This is a genomic window from Bacillus sp. FJAT-29814 (genome assembly GCF_001510715.1).
Classification (GTDB): Bacteria; Bacillota; Bacilli; order Bacillales; family Cytobacillaceae; genus Neobacillus.
In genome coordinates this window covers 238,374-260,762 of the sequence record NZ_LMTJ01000003.1, presented here as the reverse complement: position 1 = coordinate 260,762, position 22,389 = coordinate 238,374, and the positions used below count along the sequence as shown (strand labels likewise).

Sequence of the window (22,389 nt, the reverse complement as noted above, 5' to 3'; positions counted from 1 at the left end):
GAGTTGCCCCTAAATGGTATACCAAAGATTTGGCTTTCATTCCAACAATTTCCTACTATTTAATTGATTAATAGCTTTCATAATGTAGAAATATTGTAACAAACCTGCCATGCACAGTTTGATAACAAATTTATAATAAACCTATAGACATATTTTCCTATAAAAAAATCAAATAAAGCATGGTGATGAAAATGCAAGGAATTAGTAAAGGACATCCACACGGAATGAGTAAGACAATCGATTATGACCAAAACCCGTTCATTGTAATTTGGGAAGTGACGAGGGCTTGTCAGTTAAAGTGCGTTCACTGCCGTGCTGATGCACAGCTTACGCCTGATCCTCGCGAGCTGTCTCATGAGGAAGGAATCAATCTGATTGACCAGATTTATGAAATGGATAATCCAATGCTGGTGTTTACCGGCGGGGATTGCATGATGCGTGAGGATTTATTTGAACTTGCGGATTATGCTGTTAAAAAAGGTATGCGTGTTTCGATGACACCAAGTGCCACTGCTAATGTTACAATCGAAAAAATGAAACGCGCCAAAGAAGTTGGACTATCCCGCTGGGGTTTCAGCCTTGACGGCCCGACACCGGAAATTCATGACCATTTCCGTGGTACTCCTGGGTCATTCGATCTTACGGTTGAGAAAATCAAATACCTGAATGAGTTGGAAATGCCGGTGCAAATCAATACGGTTATTTCCCGGTACAACTATGATTCACTTGAACAAATGTCGAAGCTTGTCGGAGAACTTGGCGCTGTGATGTGGTATATCTTCTTGCTGGTACCGACCGGAAGAGGCCAATTGGATGCCTGTATTTCCCCTGCTGAGCATGAGAAGGTATTCCGCTGGCTATATGAATTAAGCAAAACAGCACCATATGATATTAAGACAACTGCAGCCCAGCATTACCGCCGTGTTGTCCTTCAGGAAAAAATGCGCGATCATTTGATTGAAAGAGGCGATATTCACTACGAGGACACGATTACTACCGACTTCGCTTCCATGCATGACGGGTTAAAGCGGGCACCAAAAGGCGTTAACGACGGAAATGGCTTTGCCTTCGTTTCCCATATCGGCGATGTTATGCCAAGCGGCCTCTTGCCGATTGTCGGCGGCAATGTCAGGGAAACTCCACTTGCTGAAATTTACCGTGAGGCAAAAGTATTTAAAGAACTGCGTCAGCCTGACAACTATAAAGGAAAATGCGGCGTTTGCGAATATAACAAAATTTGCGGCGGTTCCCGCTCCAGAACTTATGCCGTAACAGGCGATTATTTGGAAAGCGAACCATTCTGCGTTTATATACCGCAGGCAATGCGTAAAAAAGAGACAGCACCAACCGTTTAGCAAACAATAGGCAGCCCCAGCCCTGGGGCTGTCTTTTGTTATTTAATAACGTTATTCTTTTTGATTAAGGTGGGAATATTTCGGGAATGTTTAGTTTAGAAACATTTAGCGAAGGGGAATTATCTTTTATGGCGGATTTCACAGCAACGGAAATGCAGGTTTCGAAAGCTCTATTTCAATTTTACCTTCCCTTTACATACAAGGCCGACAGTGAACTGCAGTTGCGGAAAAGTCTAGAAAACCATCAATTTACCAGCTTTCAATTGAATGATTTAGAACAGGAAGACAAATATTATGGGGGTTTTGCGATTTCCCATCGAAATTTGGAGTCATTTTTCCTCCCGATGACAAATAAGATCCTGTTCCCGACATCCGGAAAGGATAAAGGATACCATAGATACTCAAAGAAACTTTCTGACGAACGCGCCATTACGATTAACCATGGCATGATTCCGTTCCAGATTCACTCAGTTGACGTGATTCTCTGTCCCTATGAACTTGGCATCGTTACCATCCGAATCGAGCTAAATGACCTCCCTTTGGCTGATGCCATTACATTTACCGGCGGAAAGGCCACCCGCATTCACCTTGGTAATGAATCAAAAGCAGCTATCTTATATGAAGAGAAAAATGATCTTTTCGTAAAAGAGCTTTTCCGTGATATGGTGCCAGGGTTGGATCACATTATAAAAGGCAATGACGCAGCGGAATTTGATTCAAAAATTTATCTTCTATCATTGCTTTCCGTAAAAAATGACATAAAAACTCAATATCATTATGATGAGTACGGTTTAGCCTGTATTTCTAGTCAAGACACTGACAAGCTGACAAATCATTTTTATGGACGATATTATTACGCCTTGTTGACAAATTTATTTCATCGGTTGTTTTTCCTAAAACTGTTGCAGGGTTACGCGGATATTAATATTGACAGTGATAAAAAGGCAATTAGACAACTGATTTATACAATGCATTCGTTTACTTCGAATTATTATTTTGTCACGATTCCACGCGACAACGGAGGAACAGAAATTTTTAATGGAATGAAACAGGCTTTTCAGATTGACAGCTTATACCAATGCTCTAAAGAAATGCTTTCCGCCCTATTCCATTACGAGCAAAATACGGCCACAAAAAGGGACAGTTTTTTGCTATTGATTCTAACTCTCTATACCGTTATTTGCGGGATATTTAGCATGAATTTGTTTACCCATGACTTGGAAGGTAACATTCACTGGGAGCGCCTTGCTTCCTATAATCCATTTGAATATTTAGCTGTTTTTATTGTATTTAGTGGTATGATTGTAGTGATGTACCTTGCCATCAGCAGTCTGATTCAAGGATGGCAAGATAAAAAGTTACGGAAAAAATGGATAGATAAAGCGGTGATATCATCAAAGAAGGAATAACTCCCGCTTGAATGACCGGTTTGTAAGGAGTCTCTATAATGATCAGAACGATAGCGGTAAATAAAAAACATGAATTGGTTCAGGACATCGAAATCACTAGACTTATTAACGGAGAGTTTCTCTGGTACTGGATTGACTTTAATCAACCGTCAGAGCCAGAGGTCGAATTTCTCCGTGATCCATTATCGTTTCATCCCTTGGCGATTGAGGATTGTATCCTCCATCTGCAACGGCCAAAGCTTGATTATTATGAAAACTATACGTTCTTTGTCACCCAGTCTTTGAATCAGGAGAGCATTACAAGAGATGAAGTGGATTTCTTCCTGAGCGAAAATTACATCGTGACATTTCATCACCAGCCTTCACTGGAAATTAACGAGGTATGGAACAGGCTTAGTCAATCCAATCAGATAAAAAAATGGGATCCTTCCCATGTGTTATATAATGTGATTGATAAAATGGTGGATAACTATTTCCCTTTGGTTTATAAAATTGAAGATCAGTTAAATGAGATAGATGAGAATTCTAGAGGGCGGTTGATGGAAGATTTACTGGAGGATTTATTTGATACCCGTCATCAACTCCTGACAATGCGGCATACGATTACCCCAATGCGCGACCTGATCTACCGCATCCTTAATTCGCAGAGGATGGAAGCGATGCAGGGGAAAATGGTTTATTTTTCAGATATTCATGACCATTTGCTTAAACTGACGGAAATGATTGAAGCGAGCCGCGAGCTGACAACCGATATTCGCGATAGCTATATTTCGATTAATTCCCATCAGACCAATCATGTCATGAAGGTTTTAACCGTTATTACGACCATCTTCATGCCGCTGACATTTATTGTTGGGCTGTATGGAATGAACTTTCAATACATGCCGGAGCTTTCCTGGAAGTATGGCTATTTCTTAGTGTTAATCGTCATGGTTCTTGTTGGACTTGGGATGTCGTGGTGGTTTAAGAAGAAGGGCTGGTTTAAATAGTTTATTAAATAGAAAGACGGAAGGCCCGGTTGGGTCTCCGCCTTTTTATTCCCAATTTTCATAGACAACTTCCCCGCCGGTCAAATCGATGGTGTTTTGTTCTCCCTTATAATAGGTCTTTCCGTTCTTTTCAACAATAAGGTTTTCATAAGTATAAACCTTTTGGCCATTTGGCAGATGAATCACTACCTTTGGCCCCAAGTCCACTTCAGGTGCTTCTATTTTTATTGTACTTTGATAATAATGACTGAAACCAAGGATCCCGATTGCTAACACAACTGCTAAAAACAGGTATAGTAACAGGCCCTTCCACGGAAATGGCTTGGACTTATTATGATATAATTCAAGTCTTGTCACTTTCTCCCTCTCTCCTTACTCTTAGTCCCAATGATTGACCTTCAAATTTAGAAATCGCCATTAGTAAACCTATGCATGCTGACAAAGAATGTTGACATTTGACATGAGATTTTTAAAAAGTTGTATAATAAAAAGGACAATATGATTGAGAGGGGACCCAGACTGTGGCATATCCAAATACTGAAGAAACAATGAAGTTGTTAACCAACCTGGTGTCGATTCCGAGTCCATCGGGAAACACAAATGAAGTCATTACATATGTTGAAAATTTTCTTGCCGGGTTGCAAGTCGAGACAACAAGAAATCGTAAGGGCGGCTTAATCGCCACCATTGAAGGAAAAGAGTCCAGCCGGCACAGGATGTTGACGGCACATGTTGATACATTAGGGGCGATGGTGAAGGAAATCAAGGCAAACGGCCGTTTGCGCATCGACTTAATCGGCGGCTTTAAATACAACTCCATTGAAGGCGAATACTGCCAGATTGAAACAAGCAGCGGCAAAAAATACACCGGGACCATCCTAATGCACCAAACATCCGTCCATGTATACAAAGATGCAGGGAAAGCAGAACGCAATCAGGAAAACATGGAAATAAGAATCGATGAAAAAGTACATACGGCTGAGGAAGTCCGTGCTCTTGGAATTGAAGTCGGGGATTTTGTTTCCTTCGACCCACGGGTAGAGGTGACACCAAGCGGTTATATCAAATCCCGCCATTTGGATGACAAGGCCAGCGTTGCAGTTCTATTGCAATTGATCAAGCAAATAAAAACCGAAAACATCACGTTGCCCTACACAACCCACTTTTTGATTTCCAATAATGAGGAAATCGGATATGGCGGAAATTCTAATATTACTCCGGAAACAGTCGAATACTTGGCGGTCGATATGGGTGCGATGGGTGATGGCCAGTCCACTGATGAATACACGGTTTCGATTTGCGTGAAGGACTCCAGCGGCCCGTATCATTACGGTTTGCGCAAAGCATTGGTAAGGTTAGCGGAAGCCAACAATATCGGTTTCAAACTTGATATTTATCCACACTATGGTTCCGATGCATCGGCAGCCATTCGCTCCGGACATGATCTTGTTCATGGATTAATCGGACCGGGAATCGATTCGTCCCATGCATTTGAAAGGACCCATCAATCGTCACTTGAGAACACAGCAAAGCTTTTATATCACTATGTTCAATCTGAGATGGTCATTTAATTTTACATTTACAAATGGCGGTAAACAGCTATAATAAAAATGTCAGTTCATTAATGAGATGGAGATGGAATCATGTTTTCTAACATCGGTGTACCAGGGTTAATTCTAATTCTAACGTTAGCATTAATTGTGTTTGGACCAAATAAACTACCTGAAATCGGCCGTGCCTTTGGAAAGTCAATCCGTGAGTTTAAAAATGCCACCAGCGGCATTGCTGATGACATTCGGAAAGATATTACGGAAGACATAAAGGAAATTAAACAAGTTGATTTGAAAAAATAAAGTTTTAAAAGCATCCCCTGGTATTCATGGGGGATGCTTTTTTAGACTCAGGCATGAACTGTTGGCCGTTGTACCATTTGGGAAGGTTATCGTCTTGATTTCTCGGCCAGGGACTGAAATTGATTCATTATTTTTTTGCGGGACTTATCGTTTCGGAGTAAATAGGCGGCCCCCAAAGCAACAGTTGTCATCATTAATTTTTTTCGATTCATTTTTAACCCCTCCTCACCTTTTCGTCCTTAGTTAAATTACCCGTTTCGATATTCTTTTAACCATGATAATTATTAACAAGCACTGGCTTAAATAAAAAAACCAACCCCATAAGGATTGGTTTACACACTAATCGTCAAGCTTTTCTTTTAGCCTTTGGTTATGCTGTTTATACTGTTCCAAAAGCTGGTTCAACCCCTCAGCAGCCAGCTTATCATCTTCTTTCTCGACAGCAAGCTTAACGTCGTGGTACGTTTTCCAAAGTGCCATATCTTTTCCACCATGGGCTTCCTTGATGAATTCTTCTTTGGTGATTTTGCCTTCCTCCAACTGCTTATGGAGCTCTTTCATCTTTTTAAGTTTTTCGCTTCTCCATTTTTCCCGTTTTTCAGCATTATTTGGGCTCATCCACTCATTGCGCAGCTGCTTCTTTTCCTCCAAAACCTGAGTCCATTCATCCTTTTTATCTGGTGTATACTGGTCAACCCAGCCAAGCAGCTGCTTTTCCCGGTCTGCCATCTTGGCCTGCCAATCCCCATTCTTATGCCCATGCCCGTGCGTGCCATGCTGATCCGTGCTCTCCTCCGCTTCGCAATCACATTCCTCGGAGTTATCCACATTATTAACTTGTTCTTGGTTATCCACATTGGTGTCAGGCACCACTTCCTTTGCTCCAGCGGCAAATGGAACCGAAACTAACATTCCAATCATAAAAAGTATTATTTTTGCTTTCATTGGTCAAGCTCCTTTCGTATTTCGGTAATGAACTCTGCAGTATTGGTAAATTTGCCCTTCGTTATCATGCCCAAATTATGAAAAAAAATTTACCAGTTTGTCATAAATTTTGTTAAAAAATTCTTGCGTTACCTTTAAAATTGTCGTATTCTATTATTAGAAAATAAATGTGAAATATTTCACAAACAATAATATAGAGCGATTGCTCTATTTTAAAACATTATTAATGTGAAATGTTTCACAAAAAGATATTTTAGAATTATGGGAATCAGGAGCTGATTGAAGATGAACAAGCCAAAAATCGTTATTTTAGGTGGAGGTTACGGAGGACTTATTACTTCTAAACGGTTAGAGAAATTATTAAAATCCGGCGAGGCAGATGTTACGTTAATCAATAAACATAACTACCATTACTTAACCACACAGCTGCACAAAATCGGTGTACGAACTGCTGCGGACCGGCAAATCGCCATCTCGATTCCGGAATTAATTGACCCTAACAAAACCCGCTTTATCAAAGCAGAAGTAACATCTGTCGATACAGCTAACCAGGAAGTTCATCTTGAAGGCGGCGCTGCGATCCAATACGATTATTTATTGGTTGCATTAGGCTTTGAAGTAGCAACATTCGGCATTCCGGGTGTTAAGGAGCATGCCTTTGAAATTCGCAGCTTTAAAAGCTCAAAAGCCATTTATCATCAAATTATTAAACAATTTAACCTTTATAAAGAAGATCAGGACCCATCCCGCCTTACCTTTGTGGTTGCCGGTGGAGGTTTTACCGGAGTTGAAATCCTTGGCGAATTGGCGGACGGACTTCCAAAGCTTTGCAAAGAGCATGATATTCCATTTGAAAAAATCAGAATCGTTGCTGTCGAGGCTGCTGCATCCGTTATTCCGTTCTTTCCAAAACAATCGATTGAATACACCATCAATACTTTAAAGAAAATGAATGTCGAATTAATTACATCAACAAAGATACTGGAAGTAACAGCTGAAAAAATTCGTCTTGAAAATAGCCTTGATTTACCTACCCGGACATTAATTTGGTCCTGCGGTGTAAAAGCCAATTCAATCGTTGAAAAATTTGGCCTGCCGATGGAAAGAGGAAAAATTGCACTTGATCCTTACCTAAGAGTAAAAAATATGAACAACGTATTCAGTATTGGAGATTGTTCACTGTTCATGAAGGACGAAAAGAACGCTTTGCCTCCTACGGCTCAAGTGGCGTTACAGCAGGCACCTGTTTGTGCAAAAAATATTGTCGCGACCATTCGTGGCGAAGAACTAAAAGTATTTGAATATCACCACAAAGGTTCTGTTGCCTCAATCGGCAACTTTGCGGCAGTGGGATTGGTGGGCAGTGTCCGTCTTTCCGGATTAATCGGCGCCTTTATGAAGCAAGTAATTGAAGCCCGCTACCTATTTAACTTGGGCGGACCAGCATTAATTATTAAGCAGCACGTAGGCGTGGACCGCGAGCCTGTTAAAATGACTGCCAAGCAATAGGCATTCCAGCCTGTTTATGATTGTTTACTTTCCGCAGCAAGGGGGAACGTCCCCTCACACCTCCTTGCTGCATTTGAATAGAAGCATCCCAATAAAATGTCTTAAATTCCCCCGATTTTAAGACAAACAACCCGCTTCCTTAATGGGAGCGGGTTGTTTATTTAGTCAAAAATTAATATACATCTCTCTTTGTAAAGACAACAAAGGAAACAATCAGCGCTGCCGCCCACCAAACAAGCAGAACCATCATCGAAAACGAAAGATTCATGCCCTCAATAGGCGGTGCACTTCCCTTCATATAGTCTGTTAACCTTAAATTCACCATGAAAAAATATTTAGCTGATTCCCACGAGGAAACCATATTACTTAAAATAGCACCGGAGATCAGTGCCGCAAGCATGACACCCATTCCTGCGGCGGTGCTGCGAATTAATACCGATAGCATAAATGACAATGTCCCAACCACAATGGCGACAAACCAGACAAGGCCTATATCCATCAAGAGAAACTCCCATAAACTTAATAATCTAACTTCAGAAGTGCTTAGTCCTTCATCCGTAATATTAAACCCAGTTAAAATCGGAGCTCCCCAGCCTTTGTAGCCAAAGACTGCACCTGAGATGAGGTAAGAGAGGATTCCGGCAATAGCGATGATAAGCGAGACAGCCAGGCACAGGGTAATATATTTGCTTAAAAGAATTTTCCACCGCTTCACCGGCCTCGTTAACAGGAGCTTGACCGTCCCCATACTATGCTCGGAAGACACCAAATCACTAGCGATCACCATGACCATTAACGGGATAAATAAATCAATCGAGTTCTCCAGAAAAATTCTGATAAATGTCGGAGCTCCTGGCTCAGCCGGATTGATATCATGGTCAAGATAATATTGCTTCTGCTGTAGCGAAATTTGCAGCTGCTTTTTCCACTCATCAGAAATTCGGCTGCTGCTAAGACGGTTCGTCGTATCGACAATTTGCTGCTGTAGAATCGTCCGCCAATCGTTCGTGCCTAATTTTTTCCTTTGTGTTTCGGTTTCCTTATACTGGGCATATGTAAACAAGATGACAAGAACACCAATGATTATACCAATAACAATCAGGCGTTTTTTTGCGATTAGCTTCAGCATTTCATTTTGGACCAGTTTAGTCAATGGTCTCACCCCCGGTCAGTTCAAGGAATAAATCCTCCAGCACCGGCATCTTGCGGTTCATTTCCAGTACCGAGACACCTGCTTCTACTAGCCGTTTATTCCACAACGGAGTCCCCTGTTCATCAAATTCGGTTAAGACTGTGCCGTCTTCCCGTTCCTCAACCTTTGTTAACTCACGTAAAACTTGTTTCCCTTTTTCGCTAGGATTCATCACCCACTGTACTCGTTCCCGATTGGATAATAGGTTTCCAACCGTATCGGTGGTTATAATACGTCCTTTGGAAATAATGGCCACTCTGTCGCACAATTGCTGTATTTCACTTAATAAATGACTGGAAACAAGAACGCTTAGTCCCTCTTTTTCTGCAAGAAATCTTATAAATTCCCGCATCTCACGGATTCCGGCCGGATCAAGACCATTAGTCGGTTCATCCAAGATGAGCACCTTTGGATTTCCGAGCAAAGCTTGGGCAATTCCGAGGCGTTGTCTCATTCCCAAGGAATACGTCTTCACCTTATCGTGAATCCGCTCAGTCAAACCGGCAAGCTTGGTTACCTCATGAATTCGCTCTTCCCCAATCCCCTCGAGCATCCGAGCAAAATGGAGCAGGTTGTTATAACCTGACAAAAATGGATACAATTCTGGATTTTCCACAATGCAGCCAAGATTCTTCATTGCCTCGGAAAATTGCCCTTCAATATTATAGCCACTGATATGGATGGTGCCAGAAGTCGGCTTAATCAAGCCAACAAGCATTCGGATGGTCGTTGTTTTCCCAGCACCATTTGGCCCTAGGAAACCAAACACTTCCCCTTCCCGCAAATCGAAAGATAATCCTTTGATTATTTCTTTCCGGCCAATTTTCTTTTTTAAATCCTTTACCGATAAAGTGATATTTTTTTCCATAAATAATCTCCTCACCAAGTGATTAATGAGGCCACCCGTTCCGCAATTAACCGGTACCCTTTTGTATTTGGATGAAACTTATCGGAATATAGGTAATCATTAACCTTTAGCTCAAATAGGTCAAACGTCGGAACAAACACTATTTTTGGAAAAGCAGCGCTTACTTCTGCACTCTGATAGTTCCACTGCCGGACAACCTTGGACATCTCTTTTCCTTCACCTAGCTCAATAAACGGGTTATAAAGTCCGATAAAAAACACATTGGCATTCTGATTGTGATTTCGAATTTGTTCAAGAATAACCTTTATATTTTCGAGATATTTGGTTTGTATCTCCGTCAGGTCCTCATTTTTAAACTCGATAATCCCTTGCCCGCCTCGAAACAAATCGTTCCCACCAATTGTCACTACAATGACATCAGCTTTTTGGATTTGCCGCTTCACCTCCGTCTGCCCAACCTGATTCCGCAGCTGGTCTGAGCGCTGTCCGTTGATGCCAAGGTTCGTAAGCTGTATCGGCTGCTTTGTCTTTTCCTTCAATTCATCCACTAAAACACCGACATAGCCTTTCCCAGTCTCGTCACCCGTTCCTCTCGTCAATGAATCACCCAAGGCGACTACCGTTAACCCTTTTTTGCTTTCAGCCTTTTCTATTTTCTGCTCACTTGCCTTGGGAACTTGATCCGGTTTCCCCGCATAGTATTCAGCCACTGCCCAGCCAAGGCCGGCCAGCCAAAGAAGAAAAAATAAAGCCGCAATAATCGTCACAAAGCGAACCATGTTTTTACTCAAACAGCTCAACCCTTTCCGGCCATGAATATACCTTCATTTAATCACAGTTTCATACCACAATAAAAGTTTTAGCAAAAAAATTTTTACTAGTTACATGACATTTGTTTATAGACGGGTTACACCTGTTAAAGTATCTTTTATTTGGTTGTGCAAATCCATAACCCCTATTCTATGTTTCATTATTTAACAAAAGCTTTAATAATGTCATATGTGTAGCGGGTAATACTATAAATAAGGCAACTCTCAGGAGGAGAAAGAAATGAACCCGGCGAAAATTGCTTGGATAACAGACACCACATCATCTCTCAGCAAAGAATTTATCGAGCAGCATCACATACATGTCATTCCCCTGCACGTTGTGATTAATGACGATTTTTTCAAAGAGACAATCGACATAACGCAGGAAGAATTTTATATAAGAATGAAAACGGAAGAAGGAAAATTTCAATCATCCCAGCCTTCTCTTAACGACTTTGTTGAGCTTTATGAAAAGTTAAAGACAGAATATGATTTCGGAGTAGCAGTACATGCCTCCAGCATTCTGACGGGAACCTATCAAACTTCCGTTTTGGCAGCGGAAATGGCCGGTTTCAAACTATACGGTATAGATTCCCGCACCGGTTCCTATCCGCTGTCATTTTTAATAAAGAAAGGCATTCAATTGGTCGAGCAAGGTGTTGAGATTAATGAGGTCGTTCGCCAACTAAATGAAATGCGTGACGATACCCGCCTGTTTCTAGTCCCGTCCAATCTTGACCAATTACATAAGAGCGGCCGGGTATCCGGCGGCCAAAAAATATTGGCTTCGCTGCTAAACATTAAGCCGATCCTATCTATTGAAGAAGGCACCGCCAAAATCAAGGACAAGGTCCGGTCTGAAAAAAAGGCTCTCGCATGGCTCGTTAACCGCTTGAAGGAAGACTTGGAGTCTCATAAGGTGACAAAAGCGGTGATTATTCACGCGCACGAACAGGACAAGGCTGTCGCCTTTGAAAAATATATTCATGAGCAATTTCCTGATTTACAAACTGAGGTCATGATGCTGATCACTGTTGCTGGGGTGCATACGGGGGCTGGAACGCTAGGACTTTCCTGGGTATGTGAATAATGAAAAACCCGATTTCCTTCATAATTGGAAATCGGGTTCGTTTTTTTAAACCAAGCTTGCTTTTGGTCCAAAGAACTCAAAGTGAATTCTCTCTTCATTAATACCTAGTTCTTGTAAACTGCTGTTAATGGCCTTCATAAATGGAACCGGCCCGCAGAAATAAAAATCGGCATCTTCGATTGAAACCTTTTCTTTTAGCCATTCACGGGTGATATAGCCCTCGACATCGAAGCGATTGTGTTTACGGTCGTCATCTGTCGGCGCATCATAGAAAACGTAGGATGTTACATTTTCAAGCTGTGCCAACTCCTCCACTTCCTCTCTTAGAGCATGGACATTGCTGTTTTGAGCTGCATGAACAAAGGTCACCTTACGTTCTGGCTGAATTTCGACAACTGTTTTAAGCATGCTCATCATTGGAGTTAAACCAACCCCGCCGCTTAACAGTACAACCGGTGAGGATTTTTCAGTATTCAGTACGAAATCGCCTGCAGGGGCACTAATCTGAAGTAAATCTCCTTCGTTTACACCCTCATGAAGGTAGTTGGACACCACACCATCGGGATTGGCTGTTCCCGCTTCACGTTTAACGCTAATTCTGTAATAGCCCTTGCCTGGTGCATCGGAAAGGCTATACTGGCGAATATGGGTGAACTTTTCGCCTTCGATTTCAAGTTTTATGCTGATATATTGTCCCGGTTTAAAATCGGCAATAGCTTTGTTGTCCGTTGGTTTTAAATAAAAGGACGTGATAACATCACTTTCCTGCACTTTCCGGTCAACATAAAAGACGCGGAACCCGTCCCAGCCACCTTGTTTGGTTGCAGCTTCATGATACATTTCCGCTTCCACACCAATGAAGGCATCGGCAATCACACCATAGGCCTGTGCCCATGCGTCAATAATTTCGTTCGTTGCCGCCTCTCCTAACACATCCTTAATTGCTAATAATAGATGCTTACCTACGATTGGATAATGCTCTGGCTTGATACCAAGGCTTCGATGCTTATGAGCAATTTGTTTCACGACTGGAAGGATGGCTTCCAAATTATCAATATACATTGCCGCAGCATATACGGTGCCAGCCAAAGCCTTTTGCTGTCTGCCCTGTTTTTGATTGGCATGATTAAAAATATTCAATAATTCCGGATGGTTTCCGAACATGAGCTGATAAAATCTAGTCGTAATTTGTTCACCATACTGCTCGAGCACCGGAACGGTTGATTTAATAATTTCTATCGTTTTTTGATTTAACACATTGAACACTCCTTTTGGTTTTCACTATGTACGTAGTATTATATGACAAAAAACATGGCGGTTTAGTGATTTAAATCACACATTGTTATATTTGAATAATTAGAACTATGTCATAGTCCTAATTTCCTGTTACAGGCTTCACAATATGCTGGAAAATATTTAGAGGATACATTACTATTAAGAAAAAATGGGATAGGGGAAACATGAAAAATCGGAAGCGGATATTTACTATTCTAGGCATTTTAATTGGGATCGGTTTGATTTATTGTCTGTTTTTGCAATTTAAAATTAGTCAGTATTGGCATGTGGAAGCACCAAAAGATGCCGATTATTTGATTGTCTTGGGTGCAAAGGTTAACGGCACTGCCCCTTCTTTGGCACTGGCCCGCAGAATCGATGCTGCGGCGGTATACCTTAAGGATAACCCAAGTACACTGGTGATTGCTTCCGGTGGCCAAGGACGCGGTGAGGACATTTCTGAAGCGGAGAGCATTAAGCGGGAGTTGCTGAAACAAGGCATCAGCGAATCGCGGATCATCCTGGAAGATCAATCGACGGACACCTATGAAAATATTGCCTTTTCTAAAAAACTAATTCCATCCGAGGCAAAGTTAGGTGTTGTGGTTACGAATGCTTTCCACCTATATCGTGGAGTATCAATCGCCCGTGACCAAGGGCTGGAGGTGGACGGACTACCGGCAGAAACGCCGTCTCAAGCTGTTGTGAAATCCTATTTTCGCGAATATTTGGCGATAACCAAGTTTTACTTAAAACGATATATTTTGGATTGATTGATAGAAAAACTCGGCTTTTTTTTGTTGGCCGAGTTTTTCCTTGTTATTTTATTTTTGCATAAACGCACGTATCTCGTATTTCTTTGCCGTCTGCGGATAGACCGTCATTTTTCAAGATACCTTCAAGTTGAAAACCGAGACGTTCGGGGACCGCTTTGCTTCGATTATTTTTGGAATCACAGCGAATTTCAACCCGCTTGGCGTTCAATTCGATGAAAGCGAAATTCGTAATCGCTTCTGTCGCCTCCGTTATGTAGCCTTTTCCTTGATGACGGGTATCGATCCAATAACCGATTTCAAACTTAGGAATATCCCAGTTAATACGGTGCAAACCTGATGACCCGATAAACTCTCCTGTTTCCTTATTAAAAATATGCAATCTTAGGTCTTCCCTGGTTAAAAACTTGGCATGGGCTTCGCGCATGTTCGCTTCTACATCGTCCTCCGTTTGCTCCCGATGGGCCCAGGGCATCCACGCCTTCAGTTCCGCCATTGACGCTTGTATCGCCTGATAAACGGCCTTCCCATCACCAGGCATCGGCTTGCGGATGATCAGTCTTTCCGTGGTAATCTCTTCTGGAAATTCTTTTAAAATTGGTTTCATTGTGTCTTCCTCTCCTTCCGAGTTTTACATATTCGCCTCTTATGGTTGGAAATCCTTTTAAAAAATGGCGTCCGCGGATAAAAATGCTCTTTCCGCGGATATATTGATTTTATCGCGGATATATTCAAATTATCGCGGATATATCGAACTTTCCGCGGATATCCATCCTTTTTGCGCGGATATCTTGCTGCATCCAAGAAAAAAGGCCCTTCCAACCCGGAAGAGCCCTCAAAAAGGTCATTTTTAATATGCTTTTGCCCAATAAACCATTTTATCGGCGTCTTTGCCGCAGCAAACGCATTTATCAGAGATTTTTTCCTGCTCAAATGGAATACAGCGTGAGGTCGCCCCCACATCTTCCTTGATTTTCTCCTCACAGGCAAGCTCGCCACACCACATTGCCTTGATAAAGCCTGGTTTTGCCTCCAATGTGCTCTTTAACTCATCAAGAGTTGTCGCCACGGAGGTTCTCTCTTCGCGATGCTTCAATGCTTTGTTATATAAGTTCGATTGGATGTCATCAAGCAGCTCAGCAAGCTTCTGCTCCAACTGATCCATTGGCACAACCACTTTTTCCAAAGTGTCGCGACGAACCAATACAACTTGCTTGTTCTCAATATCTTTAGGTCCCACTTCTAAACGAACCGGAATTCCCTTCATTTCGTACTCGTTGAATTTCCAGCCTGGCTTCTTGTCGCTGGCATCAATACCAACTCGGGCCACTTTTGAAAGAGATGCCTTCAGATCATAGGCAAAGTCTAAAACTCCTTCTTTATGCTGGGCGATTGGCACAATCATCACCTGGGTTGGCGCAGCCTTTGGAGGAATCACCAAGCCACGGTCATCGCCGTGTACCATGATTAACGCACCGATGACACGAGTGGTAAAGCCCCATGATGTTTGATGAACATACTGCAGCTTCCCTTCTTTATCGGTGTATTGAATGCCAAATGCCTCAGCAAAGCCGGTGCCAAAATGGTGGGAAGTGCCGGACTGCAACGCCTTACCGTCATGCATTAAGCTTTCGACAGTAAATGTTGCTTTAGCTCCAGCGAATTTTTCCTTCTCTGTTTTCTGCCCCTTAACAACTGGAATCGCCAGAATGTTCTCCAGTACATCGGCATACACATTCAGCATTTTGATGGTTTCTTCCATCGCATCTTCATCTGTCGCATGCGCGGTGTGTCCTTCCTGCCACAAAAACTCCAATGTCCGCAAGAATGGACGGGTCGTTTTCTCCCAGCGGACAACGTTGGCCCATTGGTTATACAGCTTTGGCAGGTCACGGTAGGAGTGAATGATATTGCTATAATGCTCACAGAATAGAACCTCTGATGTTGGACGGACGACCAATCGCTCCGTCAGCTCCTCGGAACCGCCGTGTGTTACCCATGCCACTTCGGGAGCAAAGCCCTCAACGTGGTCTTTCTCTTTTTGCAGCAGGCTCTCAGGGATGAATAAAGGCATATACACGTTTTCATGCCCTGTTTCTTTAATGCGTCGGTCCAGTTCGTTTTTGATGTTATCCCAAAGTGCATAGCCGTATGGGCGTATAATCATCGAACCGCGTACACTTGAATAATCGATTAAGTCTGCTTTTGTTACGACATCTGTATACCACTGCGCGAAATCATCATCCATCGCCGTAATATCTTTTACAAATTCCTTAGCCATTTTGACACCTCATTATTTTTTAAAAATATAAAAAGGCCTTGATCCTAAAAAGGGACCAAGGCCTGGCGGTACCACCCTAAATTCATAAAGCGATTGCTTTATACTCTTTCCATGATAACGGATTTTATCCGCATGTATCTTCAGCAATATCCGATACAGAACTCGGAGGCAGGTTCAACTGATTGCCTTAAGAAACCTCGCACCTATGGTTTCCTCTCTTGGTAAGACAGCTTCAATTTACTAATCCCCGTCATTGTTTCAAGCTATATTTTAGAAAAAATTATATAGTTCTCCATCACAAAAGTCAATTCTTATTGTGGAATATTTTAATAATACCTCCAATTTTGCCTAATTAATATCCTTCTATACTTTAAAGCTGGTGCTAAATCGGGTAAAATTATAATTATCAGTTAAATTGGGGTGATTTGCATGGAGGACAAGAAAAAGGATGAACTTGACCTTGAAGAGGAAGAAAAAGAATTCCTGCTGGATTTAATAAAAATGCAAAATGAAACCCTAAAACGGATTTATAAAAAAACAATAGAAAACGAAAAAGAAAAATAGTTTTGAGAGGTTTCATAAAACGTTCAATTCTTATCGCTGTAAATGGTTTTTTAACCTATATAATACTCTTATGGTAGTAACCCATAAGAGGAGCGTTAAACATGACATATTTTTTGATTATTTCCGCCATCATTGTTGCGGCGACAACAGGCTATTCTATTTATCTTTTAAACAAAAATAAGGGGCAGCTGGCAAAAACGCCGGGCTTGATGATTTCAATTGCCATTTCAACGATGGCAGGGTTGCTTTCCGGGACGATAACCGGCATTTTATCCGGAGAGATGTTCCTTGTTGTCGGCATCAGTATGATTATCGGTTTCATGGTTGGTTTTTTGGCGGGTCATCCGATTGGACTCCTGGCCATCGTGATGAGTTCCATGTTCGGTTTGCTTGGCGGGATTATGGGTGCCATTTTAGGTGTCCTACTTATCTTCATTAATCCTATCATTCTTTTAGGTATTTTATTGGGCCTTTTTATTGTGATTATTGGGCTTGTCATTCTTTTTATTTTGGCTGATACCAATCAAAAATTCTCGGTTCAAACAGAGGAATTGTCGCCGTTTGCTATTATTGCTGGCGGTGTTGTGTTTGCCTCCCTGTTTTTGTTTTTGTATAGCAGTAATTGGGTGGAAATCCCTGTCAAAACCGAAGCTGCACAGGCCGAGGCTTCGCAAACAAAGACCACACAGCCTGCGGCAAAGACGGAGATTGACGTGACGGATCAAGCAACACCTAAGGTGAAGATTCTTGTTACGGACGGAGGGTATTCTCCGAATGTGATTCGGGTGAAAAAAGGAGCTCCGGTCGAACTGGAAATTCAAAATCCAGGAGATAATAGCTGCTTCTCGAAATTTAATATGCCGGATTTTAATATTAACAATGCCGATTTAAAAATTGGCACAACGACATTAACGTTCACGCCTGACAAAACTGGGGAATATACCTTTAGCTGCGGCATGAATATGTTTAAAGGCACCGTAATTGTTGAATAAGTTCATCAGCAAGCCATCCTTAGTATGGCTTGTTTTTTTGTTTATAGGCTTAAATCTGTCGGTCTCGAATAAGATTAAATTATATAAACTTGTCCGATAAACTGTGGAGGTGTTTGTCTTGGGTACAGAAGTTAAAACTCTTCCTTCTACGAACAACAACAAAAACGATGTAAGAGTGAACAACCACATTAGCTTGACCATCAATTTAGGGGATTCCTTGAATGTCTTGACGTTGGTTGCCGGGGTGTATTTGATAAGATCCATTGCTAAAAAGAAGAAAAAGAATTCTTACAAGGTGCAGTGGCCATGATGGAGCCTTCATAGGACGCGGTGCAGACGATTTTTCTGCCAATCGCGCTCTATGAAGTTTCATACTACTCCCCCCAACTCCTTCATGTGAAAAATAACACTTTTTTTACCGCGTGCACCCTTTCTCACCCCTTCATGGGTAAAATGACACCTTCTTTTTTACCGTGGGCACCCTTTCTCACCCCTCCACGGGTAAAATAACACCTTCTTTTTTACCGTGGGCACCCTTTCTCACCCCTCCACGGGTAAAATAACTCCTTCTTTTTTACCGTGAATACCCTTTTCCATCCCTCCACGGGTAAAATAACACCTTCTTCTTTACCGCTGGCACCCTCTTGTTTCCCAATAATTTTTAATAATTCCTAATTGACTACATGGTTTAATTGTTTTATAGTTTAACACGTGAATAGTTCAATCACTTAACTAATATCAATAATATCAGAGGTGACCCCAAATGAATAATCCCCTAATTCAAGACTTGATTGACCGCTATGTGAATGTTTCCTTTCAGGTACATAAAAAAGCGGAATCCCTTATCAAGGCGGAACTGGGCAATGAATTAACCAATGACCAGCATTATGTTTTAAGTTATATCCATAAGGCCAGCTGCTGTACCTCAACCGAACTCGCCGATGCTTTTGATGTCAACAAAAGTGCGATAACTGCCATTATTAATCGGATGGCGGATCGTGGGCTTATCGAACGGACCCGTGATGTCAATGACCGTCGAGTCGTCTATCTGACGTTAACAGATGCTGGGGAGGAACTTTTTCGAACATGTCAGGAAAAAGTCCATCAATTGGTGGAATCTATCATTACCAAATTTGATGAAACTGAAATCACCACATTTATCAATACTTATGAAAAACTTGCCCAAATACTCGACAACAAGAAAAAGGAAGAACTGGGGGAATAGCATGTGAGAGCCATCATTAAAGGAAAATGGTTTATTTTGGCCGCCTGGATCGCCATCATCGCCGGCTTGTTCATGGTAGCACCAAATATGGAGAACCTTGTTCGGGAAAAAGGCCAAATCACAGTCCCCGAGGGATATTCATCCACATTGGCCCAAAAAATTCTTAAGGATGTACAATCCAACGAAAATAAAGGCACCGACCTCCAAACGGCGCTTGTTTTTCACAGCGATAAAAAATTAACGAACAAAGATTTCGACGAAGCTGAAAAAGCTATAAAAGCACTAGAATCCAATAAGGAAGAACTTGGCATCACCGAAATTCTCACTCATTTTAATCAAGAGGAATTAAAGGATCAGCTTGTTTCTAAAGACGGGAAAACCATCCTGGTTTCACTGCAAGTTACCGCCAATGGCCGGGAAGGAAAAGAAATTGTAAAAGACTTGAATAAAGCGGTTGATGATGTAAAGCTAGAACACAATTATACTGGCAGCTGGGTCATTAGCGAGGACCTTATCACGAACTCCCAGGAAGGCCTAAAAAAAACAGAGGGTATTACCGTTGTGTTCATTTTGGCCGTACTGTTGCTTGTGTTCAGGTCACCAGTTGCGCCAATCATTCCGTTAATTACGGTAGGGTTTAGCTATCTAACCGCGCAATCGATTGTGGCGATTTTAGTTGATCAAGTCAATTTTCCACTGTCTACCTTTACCCAGATTTTCCTAGTCGCAGTTCTTTTTGGAATCGGAACGGACTATTGCATCCTGCTGCTCAGCCGGTTCAAAGAGGAACTAGCTCGTGAAGAAAATGTCACAGAAGCCATTGTCACCACATACCGCACGGCCGGAAAAACGGTACTTTTCAGTGGAATCGCTGTATTGATTGGATTTGCATCGATCGGGTTTTCCACCTTCCAGCTATATAAATCAGCAGCGGCCGTTGCCGTCGGAGTTGCGATCCTATTGCTTGCACTTGGAACCGTCGTCCCTTTCTTCATGGCTGTGTTAGGCAAAAAATTGTTCTGGCCGGCGAAAGGCAAGCTAGAACATGGCGACAGCAAGATTTGGGGACCGATGGGCAGCTTTGCCTTAAAACGCCCATTTATTGCGTTTATACTCGTTGCCATCGTCACCGTCCCATTCTTATTTACTTACAAGGATCAATTATCATTTAACTCACTAGAAGAAATCAGTGATGACTATGCTTCGATTAAAGGCTTTAACATCATTTCCGAATCATTCGGTCCTGGCGAATCAATGCCGACGCAAATTGTCATTAAAAACGATGATGAGATGAATACGGCCGATTATGTGGCCATTACCGAAAGTATCAGCCAAGAGCTGAACAAGATCGATGATGTCAAAACGGTTCGTTCTCTCACCCGCCCGATCGGAAAACCAATTGACGACCTATACATCTCCAAGCAGGTCGAATCATTAAGCGATGGCCTAGACCAGGGGAACGAGGGAATTAAACAAATCAGCGACGGTCTCGCCGATGCCAGCAGCCAAATGGCGGCAAACCAGCCGAAAATGGAACAGGCAACAAATGGGATTGATCAATTAATTAAAGGAACGACGGAAATCAAAAATAACCTGACTAAAGTTCAAACCGGACTCTCAGCTATTGAAACTGGAATTAAGGATGGTTCATTAGGGGCAACTGAAATTAGAAAAGGCTTCGCTCAAATACAATCAAATTCAGCCATGGCCTTAGAGAAGAGCAAGGAATTATTAGCCGGTTATCAAAAAGCACATGCCGGTCTTGGCGAAATCTCCGGCAATCTGCAAACGCTCAATCAAAGTCTAACTGCTCTTGATACAAACTTTTCAAATCTAGAAAAAGAATATCCGGCGATTATTCAAAGCCCGGACTACCAAACTATTAAAATGACAATAAAAGGGATCCCAGGCAATCCGCAAGCACCTGGCGCTCAAATGGCTACAATGCAATTGGCTGGAGCACTAAAACAAATAAATGAAGGACTTACTAGTGCCGATACTGGATTTTCCCAGCTTATCGCGGGTCAAGAGCAACTGGTAAAAGGCATGGACCTGCTGCTTCCTGGCCTTGAAAAGTTGGAGACAGGACTCTATCAAATGGGTGACGGCCAAGGACAAATCGTCACCAACTTGCCGAAATTCACAGATGGACTTACCGGTATATCCAATGGCCAGCAAGAGCTGCTGACAGGATTCGAATCAATTGGCAGCCAAATTACCCAGCTTTCAGACGGCTTATCACAGAGTGCCGATGGATTAAACCAGGTTTCGGACGGCTTAACATCTGCCCAAGATTACCTGACAGGTGTATCCAAGCAGGAGCGAAATGGGTTCTATATTCCGGAAGACATGCTGAATAGCGAAGAGTTCGAGCCTGTGTTGGACACCTATATGTCCAAGGATCGAAAAGTGATGACAATCGATGTCGTTTTTAATAAGAACCCTTATTCCAACGATGCCATTGACCAAATCCCAGCGATCAAGCAAGCAGTTGAACGTGCCGTCAAGGATACGAAACTTGAAAATGCTAAGGTTGCCATCGGCGGGGTATCGAGCATGCATAAGGATTTAGATTCCATTTCCAAAGCGGATTATACACGAACGGTTATCCTGATGCTTACCGGGATCAGCATAATCCTCATCATCCTGCTGCGCTCGTTCATTATGCCAATTTACCTAATAGGCTCGTTAATCCTGACCTATTATACATCGATGTCCATTTCCGAAGTAATTTTCATGAATTGGCTGGGTTATACCGGCATAAGCTGGGCGGTACCATTCTTTGCTTTCGTCATTTTGGTTGCACTTGGAATTGACTACAGCATTTTCTTAATGGACCGCTTCAACGAATTTAAAGACTTGCCAGTAGAACAAGCAATTCACGAATCGATGAAGAAAATGGGCTCCGTCATCATATCAGCAGCAATTATCCTCGGAGGAACCTTTGCAGCGATGATGCCATCCGGAGTATTGTCATTACTGCAAATTGCCACGATTCTCCTAATCGGGCTAGCTTTATATGCCTTGGTTGTTCTGCCATTGTTTGTTCCAGTCATGGTAAGGACCTTTGGTGAAGCCAACTGGTGGCCATTTAGAAAAAATTAGAGGAACATTCATCCATTTGCACGCTGAATCACTTGTTCAGCGTGTTTTTTACACTCTTTTAAAAGATATTATTTCGCAATAATATTCAAAATATATGGAATATTCTTTATTTAATAACAAAATTGTTATATAATTAAGAAGCATTAAAGGACAAA

At 42.0% G+C, this 22,389-nt stretch carries 22 protein-coding genes and 1 other annotated feature; of the genes, 13 read left to right on the top strand and 9 right to left on the bottom strand.

Features of this window, described 5'->3' with window-relative positions:
• The first annotated feature begins 191 nt into the window (after positions 1-191).
• From AR334_RS09045 to corA, 3 genes are all read left to right on the top strand, one after another.
• Positions 192-1,355, top strand: a complete 1,164-nt coding sequence (locus AR334_RS09045) for a TIGR04053 family radical SAM/SPASM domain-containing protein (protein WP_156431243.1) — start codon at positions 192-194, stop codon at positions 1,353-1,355.
• Between the two features lie 86 nt (positions 1,356-1,441).
• Positions 1,442-2,764 carry a hypothetical protein gene (locus AR334_RS09040; protein ID WP_066308453.1) on the top strand — a complete coding sequence of 441 codons (1,323 nt, stop codon included), beginning with the start codon at positions 1,442-1,444 and terminating at the stop codon, positions 2,762-2,764.
• Positions 2,765-2,802: 38 nt separating this feature from the next.
• Positions 2,803-3,753, top strand: coding sequence for a magnesium/cobalt transporter CorA (corA, locus tag AR334_RS09035; RefSeq protein WP_066308450.1), 951 nt, complete (start codon positions 2,803-2,805; stop codon positions 3,751-3,753).
• 45 nt (positions 3,754-3,798) lie between these two features.
• On the opposite strand, the gene AR334_RS09030 is transcribed toward corA, so the two are convergent.
• Positions 3,799-4,110: a hypothetical protein gene (locus AR334_RS09030; RefSeq protein WP_066308447.1), complete on the bottom strand. Its 312-nt coding sequence runs from the start codon at positions 4,108-4,110 to the stop codon at positions 3,799-3,801.
• 191 nt (positions 4,111-4,301) lie between these two features.
• On the opposite strand from AR334_RS09030, the gene AR334_RS09025 reads away from it, so the two are divergent.
• Entirely contained in the window at positions 4,302-5,324 is a 1,023-nt protein-coding gene (locus AR334_RS09025; protein WP_172799203.1) for a M42 family metallopeptidase, read from the top strand.
• Positions 5,325-5,396: 72 nt separating this feature from the next.
• Positions 5,397-5,606, top strand: coding sequence for a twin-arginine translocase TatA/TatE family subunit (locus AR334_RS09020; RefSeq protein ID WP_066308442.1), 210 nt, complete (start codon positions 5,397-5,399; stop codon positions 5,604-5,606).
• An 86-nt stretch (positions 5,607-5,692) separates the two neighbouring features.
• Here AR334_RS09020 and AR334_RS30610 read toward each other — a convergent pair whose 3' ends face one another.
• Together AR334_RS30610 and AR334_RS09015 are read right to left on the bottom strand one after the other, a co-directional pair.
• The gene (locus AR334_RS30610; protein ID WP_301337157.1) at positions 5,693-5,818 is read right to left on the bottom strand and encodes a hypothetical protein; all 126 of its coding nucleotides are present in this window, start codon (positions 5,816-5,818) and stop codon (positions 5,693-5,695) included.
• Positions 5,819-5,945: 127 nt separating this feature from the next.
• On the bottom strand, positions 5,946-6,551 hold the full coding sequence (locus AR334_RS09015; protein ID WP_066308434.1) for a hypothetical protein: 606 nt from the start codon (positions 6,549-6,551) through the stop codon (positions 5,946-5,948).
• A gap of 285 nt (positions 6,552-6,836) precedes the next feature.
• On the opposite strand from AR334_RS09015, the gene AR334_RS09010 reads away from it, so the two are divergent.
• Complete coding sequence (locus AR334_RS09010) at positions 6,837-8,060, top strand: NAD(P)/FAD-dependent oxidoreductase (RefSeq protein WP_066308431.1); 1,224 nt, start codon at positions 6,837-6,839, stop codon at positions 8,058-8,060.
• Positions 8,061-8,232: 172 nt separating this feature from the next.
• Here the strand turns inward: AR334_RS09010 and AR334_RS09005 are convergent, their stop codons facing one another.
• Genes AR334_RS09005 through AR334_RS08995 form a run of 3 tightly spaced genes read right to left on the bottom strand, consistent with a single transcriptional unit; the run spans position 8,233 to position 10,911 of the window.
• Complete coding sequence (locus AR334_RS09005; protein ID WP_066308429.1) at positions 8,233-9,213, bottom strand: ABC transporter permease; 981 nt, start codon at positions 9,211-9,213, stop codon at positions 8,233-8,235.
• A complete protein-coding gene (locus AR334_RS09000; RefSeq protein ID WP_066308427.1) occupies positions 9,206-10,120 on the bottom strand; it encodes an ABC transporter ATP-binding protein in 915 nt (304 codons plus the stop codon). Before AR334_RS09000 ends, AR334_RS09005 begins: the two co-directional genes overlap by 8 nt.
• 11 nt (positions 10,121-10,131) lie before the next feature.
• Complete coding sequence (locus AR334_RS08995) at positions 10,132-10,911, bottom strand: SGNH/GDSL hydrolase family protein (protein ID WP_066308424.1); 780 nt, start codon at positions 10,909-10,911, stop codon at positions 10,132-10,134.
• Positions 10,912-11,170: 259 nt separating this feature from the next.
• Here AR334_RS08995 and AR334_RS08990 point away from each other — a divergent pair, with 259 nt between their 5' ends.
• Positions 11,171-12,019: a DegV family protein gene (locus AR334_RS08990; protein ID WP_066308423.1), complete on the top strand. Its 849-nt coding sequence runs from the start codon at positions 11,171-11,173 to the stop codon at positions 12,017-12,019.
• Positions 12,020-12,064: 45 nt separating this feature from the next.
• On the opposite strand, the gene hmpA is transcribed toward AR334_RS08990, so the two are convergent.
• Entirely contained in the window at positions 12,065-13,276 is a 1,212-nt protein-coding gene (hmpA, locus tag AR334_RS08985; protein WP_066308421.1) for an NO-inducible flavohemoprotein, read from the bottom strand.
• Between the two features lie 203 nt (positions 13,277-13,479).
• On the opposite strand from hmpA, the gene AR334_RS08980 reads away from it, so the two are divergent.
• On the top strand, positions 13,480-14,067 hold the full coding sequence (locus AR334_RS08980; protein WP_066308418.1) for a YdcF family protein: 588 nt from the start codon (positions 13,480-13,482) through the stop codon (positions 14,065-14,067).
• Positions 14,068-14,113: 46 nt separating this feature from the next.
• Here the strand turns inward: AR334_RS08980 and AR334_RS08975 are convergent, their stop codons facing one another.
• Both AR334_RS08975 and proS read right to left on the bottom strand, forming a co-directional pair.
• Entirely contained in the window at positions 14,114-14,674 is a 561-nt protein-coding gene (locus AR334_RS08975; RefSeq protein WP_066308415.1) for a GNAT family N-acetyltransferase, read from the bottom strand.
• A 243-nt stretch (positions 14,675-14,917) separates the two neighbouring features.
• Positions 14,918-16,348: a proline--tRNA ligase gene (gene proS, locus AR334_RS08965; RefSeq protein ID WP_066308411.1), complete on the bottom strand. Its 1,431-nt coding sequence runs from the start codon at positions 16,346-16,348 to the stop codon at positions 14,918-14,920.
• A 47-nt stretch (positions 16,349-16,395) separates the two neighbouring features.
• Positions 16,396-16,611: a binding site (T-box leader), on the bottom strand.
• A gap of 166 nt (positions 16,612-16,777) precedes the next feature.
• Here proS and AR334_RS30605 point away from each other — a divergent pair.
• The 5 genes from AR334_RS30605 to AR334_RS08945 all read left to right on the top strand — a co-directional run bounded on the left by AR334_RS30605 (position 16,778) and on the right by AR334_RS08945 (position 22,234).
• A complete protein-coding gene (locus AR334_RS30605) occupies positions 16,778-16,912 on the top strand; it encodes a hypothetical protein (protein ID WP_301337156.1) in 135 nt (44 codons plus the stop codon).
• A gap of 101 nt (positions 16,913-17,013) precedes the next feature.
• The gene (locus AR334_RS08960; RefSeq protein ID WP_066308409.1) at positions 17,014-17,904 is read left to right on the top strand and encodes a cupredoxin domain-containing protein; all 891 of its coding nucleotides are present in this window, start codon (positions 17,014-17,016) and stop codon (positions 17,902-17,904) included.
• A 118-nt stretch (positions 17,905-18,022) separates the two neighbouring features.
• Positions 18,023-18,214 carry a hypothetical protein gene (locus tag AR334_RS08955; RefSeq protein WP_066308406.1) on the top strand — a complete coding sequence of 64 codons (192 nt, stop codon included), beginning with the start codon at positions 18,023-18,025 and terminating at the stop codon, positions 18,212-18,214.
• A 453-nt stretch (positions 18,215-18,667) separates the two neighbouring features.
• Positions 18,668-19,129, top strand: a complete 462-nt coding sequence (locus tag AR334_RS08950; RefSeq protein WP_066308403.1) for a MarR family winged helix-turn-helix transcriptional regulator — start codon at positions 18,668-18,670, stop codon at positions 19,127-19,129.
• Positions 19,130-19,132: 3 nt separating this feature from the next.
• Positions 19,133-22,234, top strand: a complete 3,102-nt coding sequence (locus AR334_RS08945) for an MMPL family transporter (RefSeq protein WP_066308400.1) — start codon at positions 19,133-19,135, stop codon at positions 22,232-22,234.
• Positions 22,235-22,389 lie beyond the last annotated feature (155 nt).

What these genes read in the sequence shown, in the direction of transcription:
- AR334_RS09010 (WP_066308431.1), top strand. Translation starts at nt 6,837, where the DNA reads ATGAACAAGCCAAAAATCGTTATTTTAGGTGGAGGTTACGGAGGACTT.
- AR334_RS08950 (WP_066308403.1), top strand. Translation starts at nt 18,668, where the DNA reads ATGAATAATCCCCTAATTCAAGACTTGATTGACCGCTATGTGAATGTT.
- AR334_RS09015 (WP_066308434.1), bottom strand. Translation starts at nt 6,551, where the DNA reads ATGAAAGCAAAAATAATACTTTTTATGATTGGAATGTTAGTTTCGGTT.
- corA (WP_066308450.1), top strand. Translation starts at nt 2,803, where the DNA reads ATGATCAGAACGATAGCGGTAAATAAAAAACATGAATTGGTTCAGGAC.
- proS (WP_066308411.1), bottom strand. Translation starts at nt 16,348, where the DNA reads ATGGCTAAGGAATTTGTAAAAGATATTACGGCGATGGATGATGATTTC.
- AR334_RS08990 (WP_066308423.1), top strand. Translation starts at nt 11,171, where the DNA reads ATGAACCCGGCGAAAATTGCTTGGATAACAGACACCACATCATCTCTC.
- AR334_RS09025 (WP_172799203.1), top strand. Translation starts at nt 4,302, where the DNA reads ATGAAGTTGTTAACCAACCTGGTGTCGATTCCGAGTCCATCGGGAAAC.
- AR334_RS08980 (WP_066308418.1), top strand. Translation starts at nt 13,480, where the DNA reads ATGAAAAATCGGAAGCGGATATTTACTATTCTAGGCATTTTAATTGGG.
- AR334_RS09020 (WP_066308442.1), top strand. Translation starts at nt 5,397, where the DNA reads ATGTTTTCTAACATCGGTGTACCAGGGTTAATTCTAATTCTAACGTTA.
- AR334_RS09045 (WP_156431243.1), top strand. Translation starts at nt 192, where the DNA reads ATGCAAGGAATTAGTAAAGGACATCCACACGGAATGAGTAAGACAATC.
- AR334_RS08975 (WP_066308415.1), bottom strand. Translation starts at nt 14,674, where the DNA reads ATGAAACCAATTTTAAAAGAATTTCCAGAAGAGATTACCACGGAAAGA.
- AR334_RS30610 (WP_301337157.1), bottom strand. Translation starts at nt 5,818, where the DNA reads ATGAATCGAAAAAAATTAATGATGACAACTGTTGCTTTGGGGGCCGCC.
- AR334_RS30605 (WP_301337156.1), top strand. Translation starts at nt 16,778, where the DNA reads ATGGAGGACAAGAAAAAGGATGAACTTGACCTTGAAGAGGAAGAAAAA.
- AR334_RS08960 (WP_066308409.1), top strand. Translation starts at nt 17,014, where the DNA reads ATGACATATTTTTTGATTATTTCCGCCATCATTGTTGCGGCGACAACA.
- AR334_RS09040 (WP_066308453.1), top strand. Translation starts at nt 1,442, where the DNA reads ATGTTTAGTTTAGAAACATTTAGCGAAGGGGAATTATCTTTTATGGCG.
- AR334_RS09000 (WP_066308427.1), bottom strand. Translation starts at nt 10,120, where the DNA reads ATGGAAAAAAATATCACTTTATCGGTAAAGGATTTAAAAAAGAAAATT.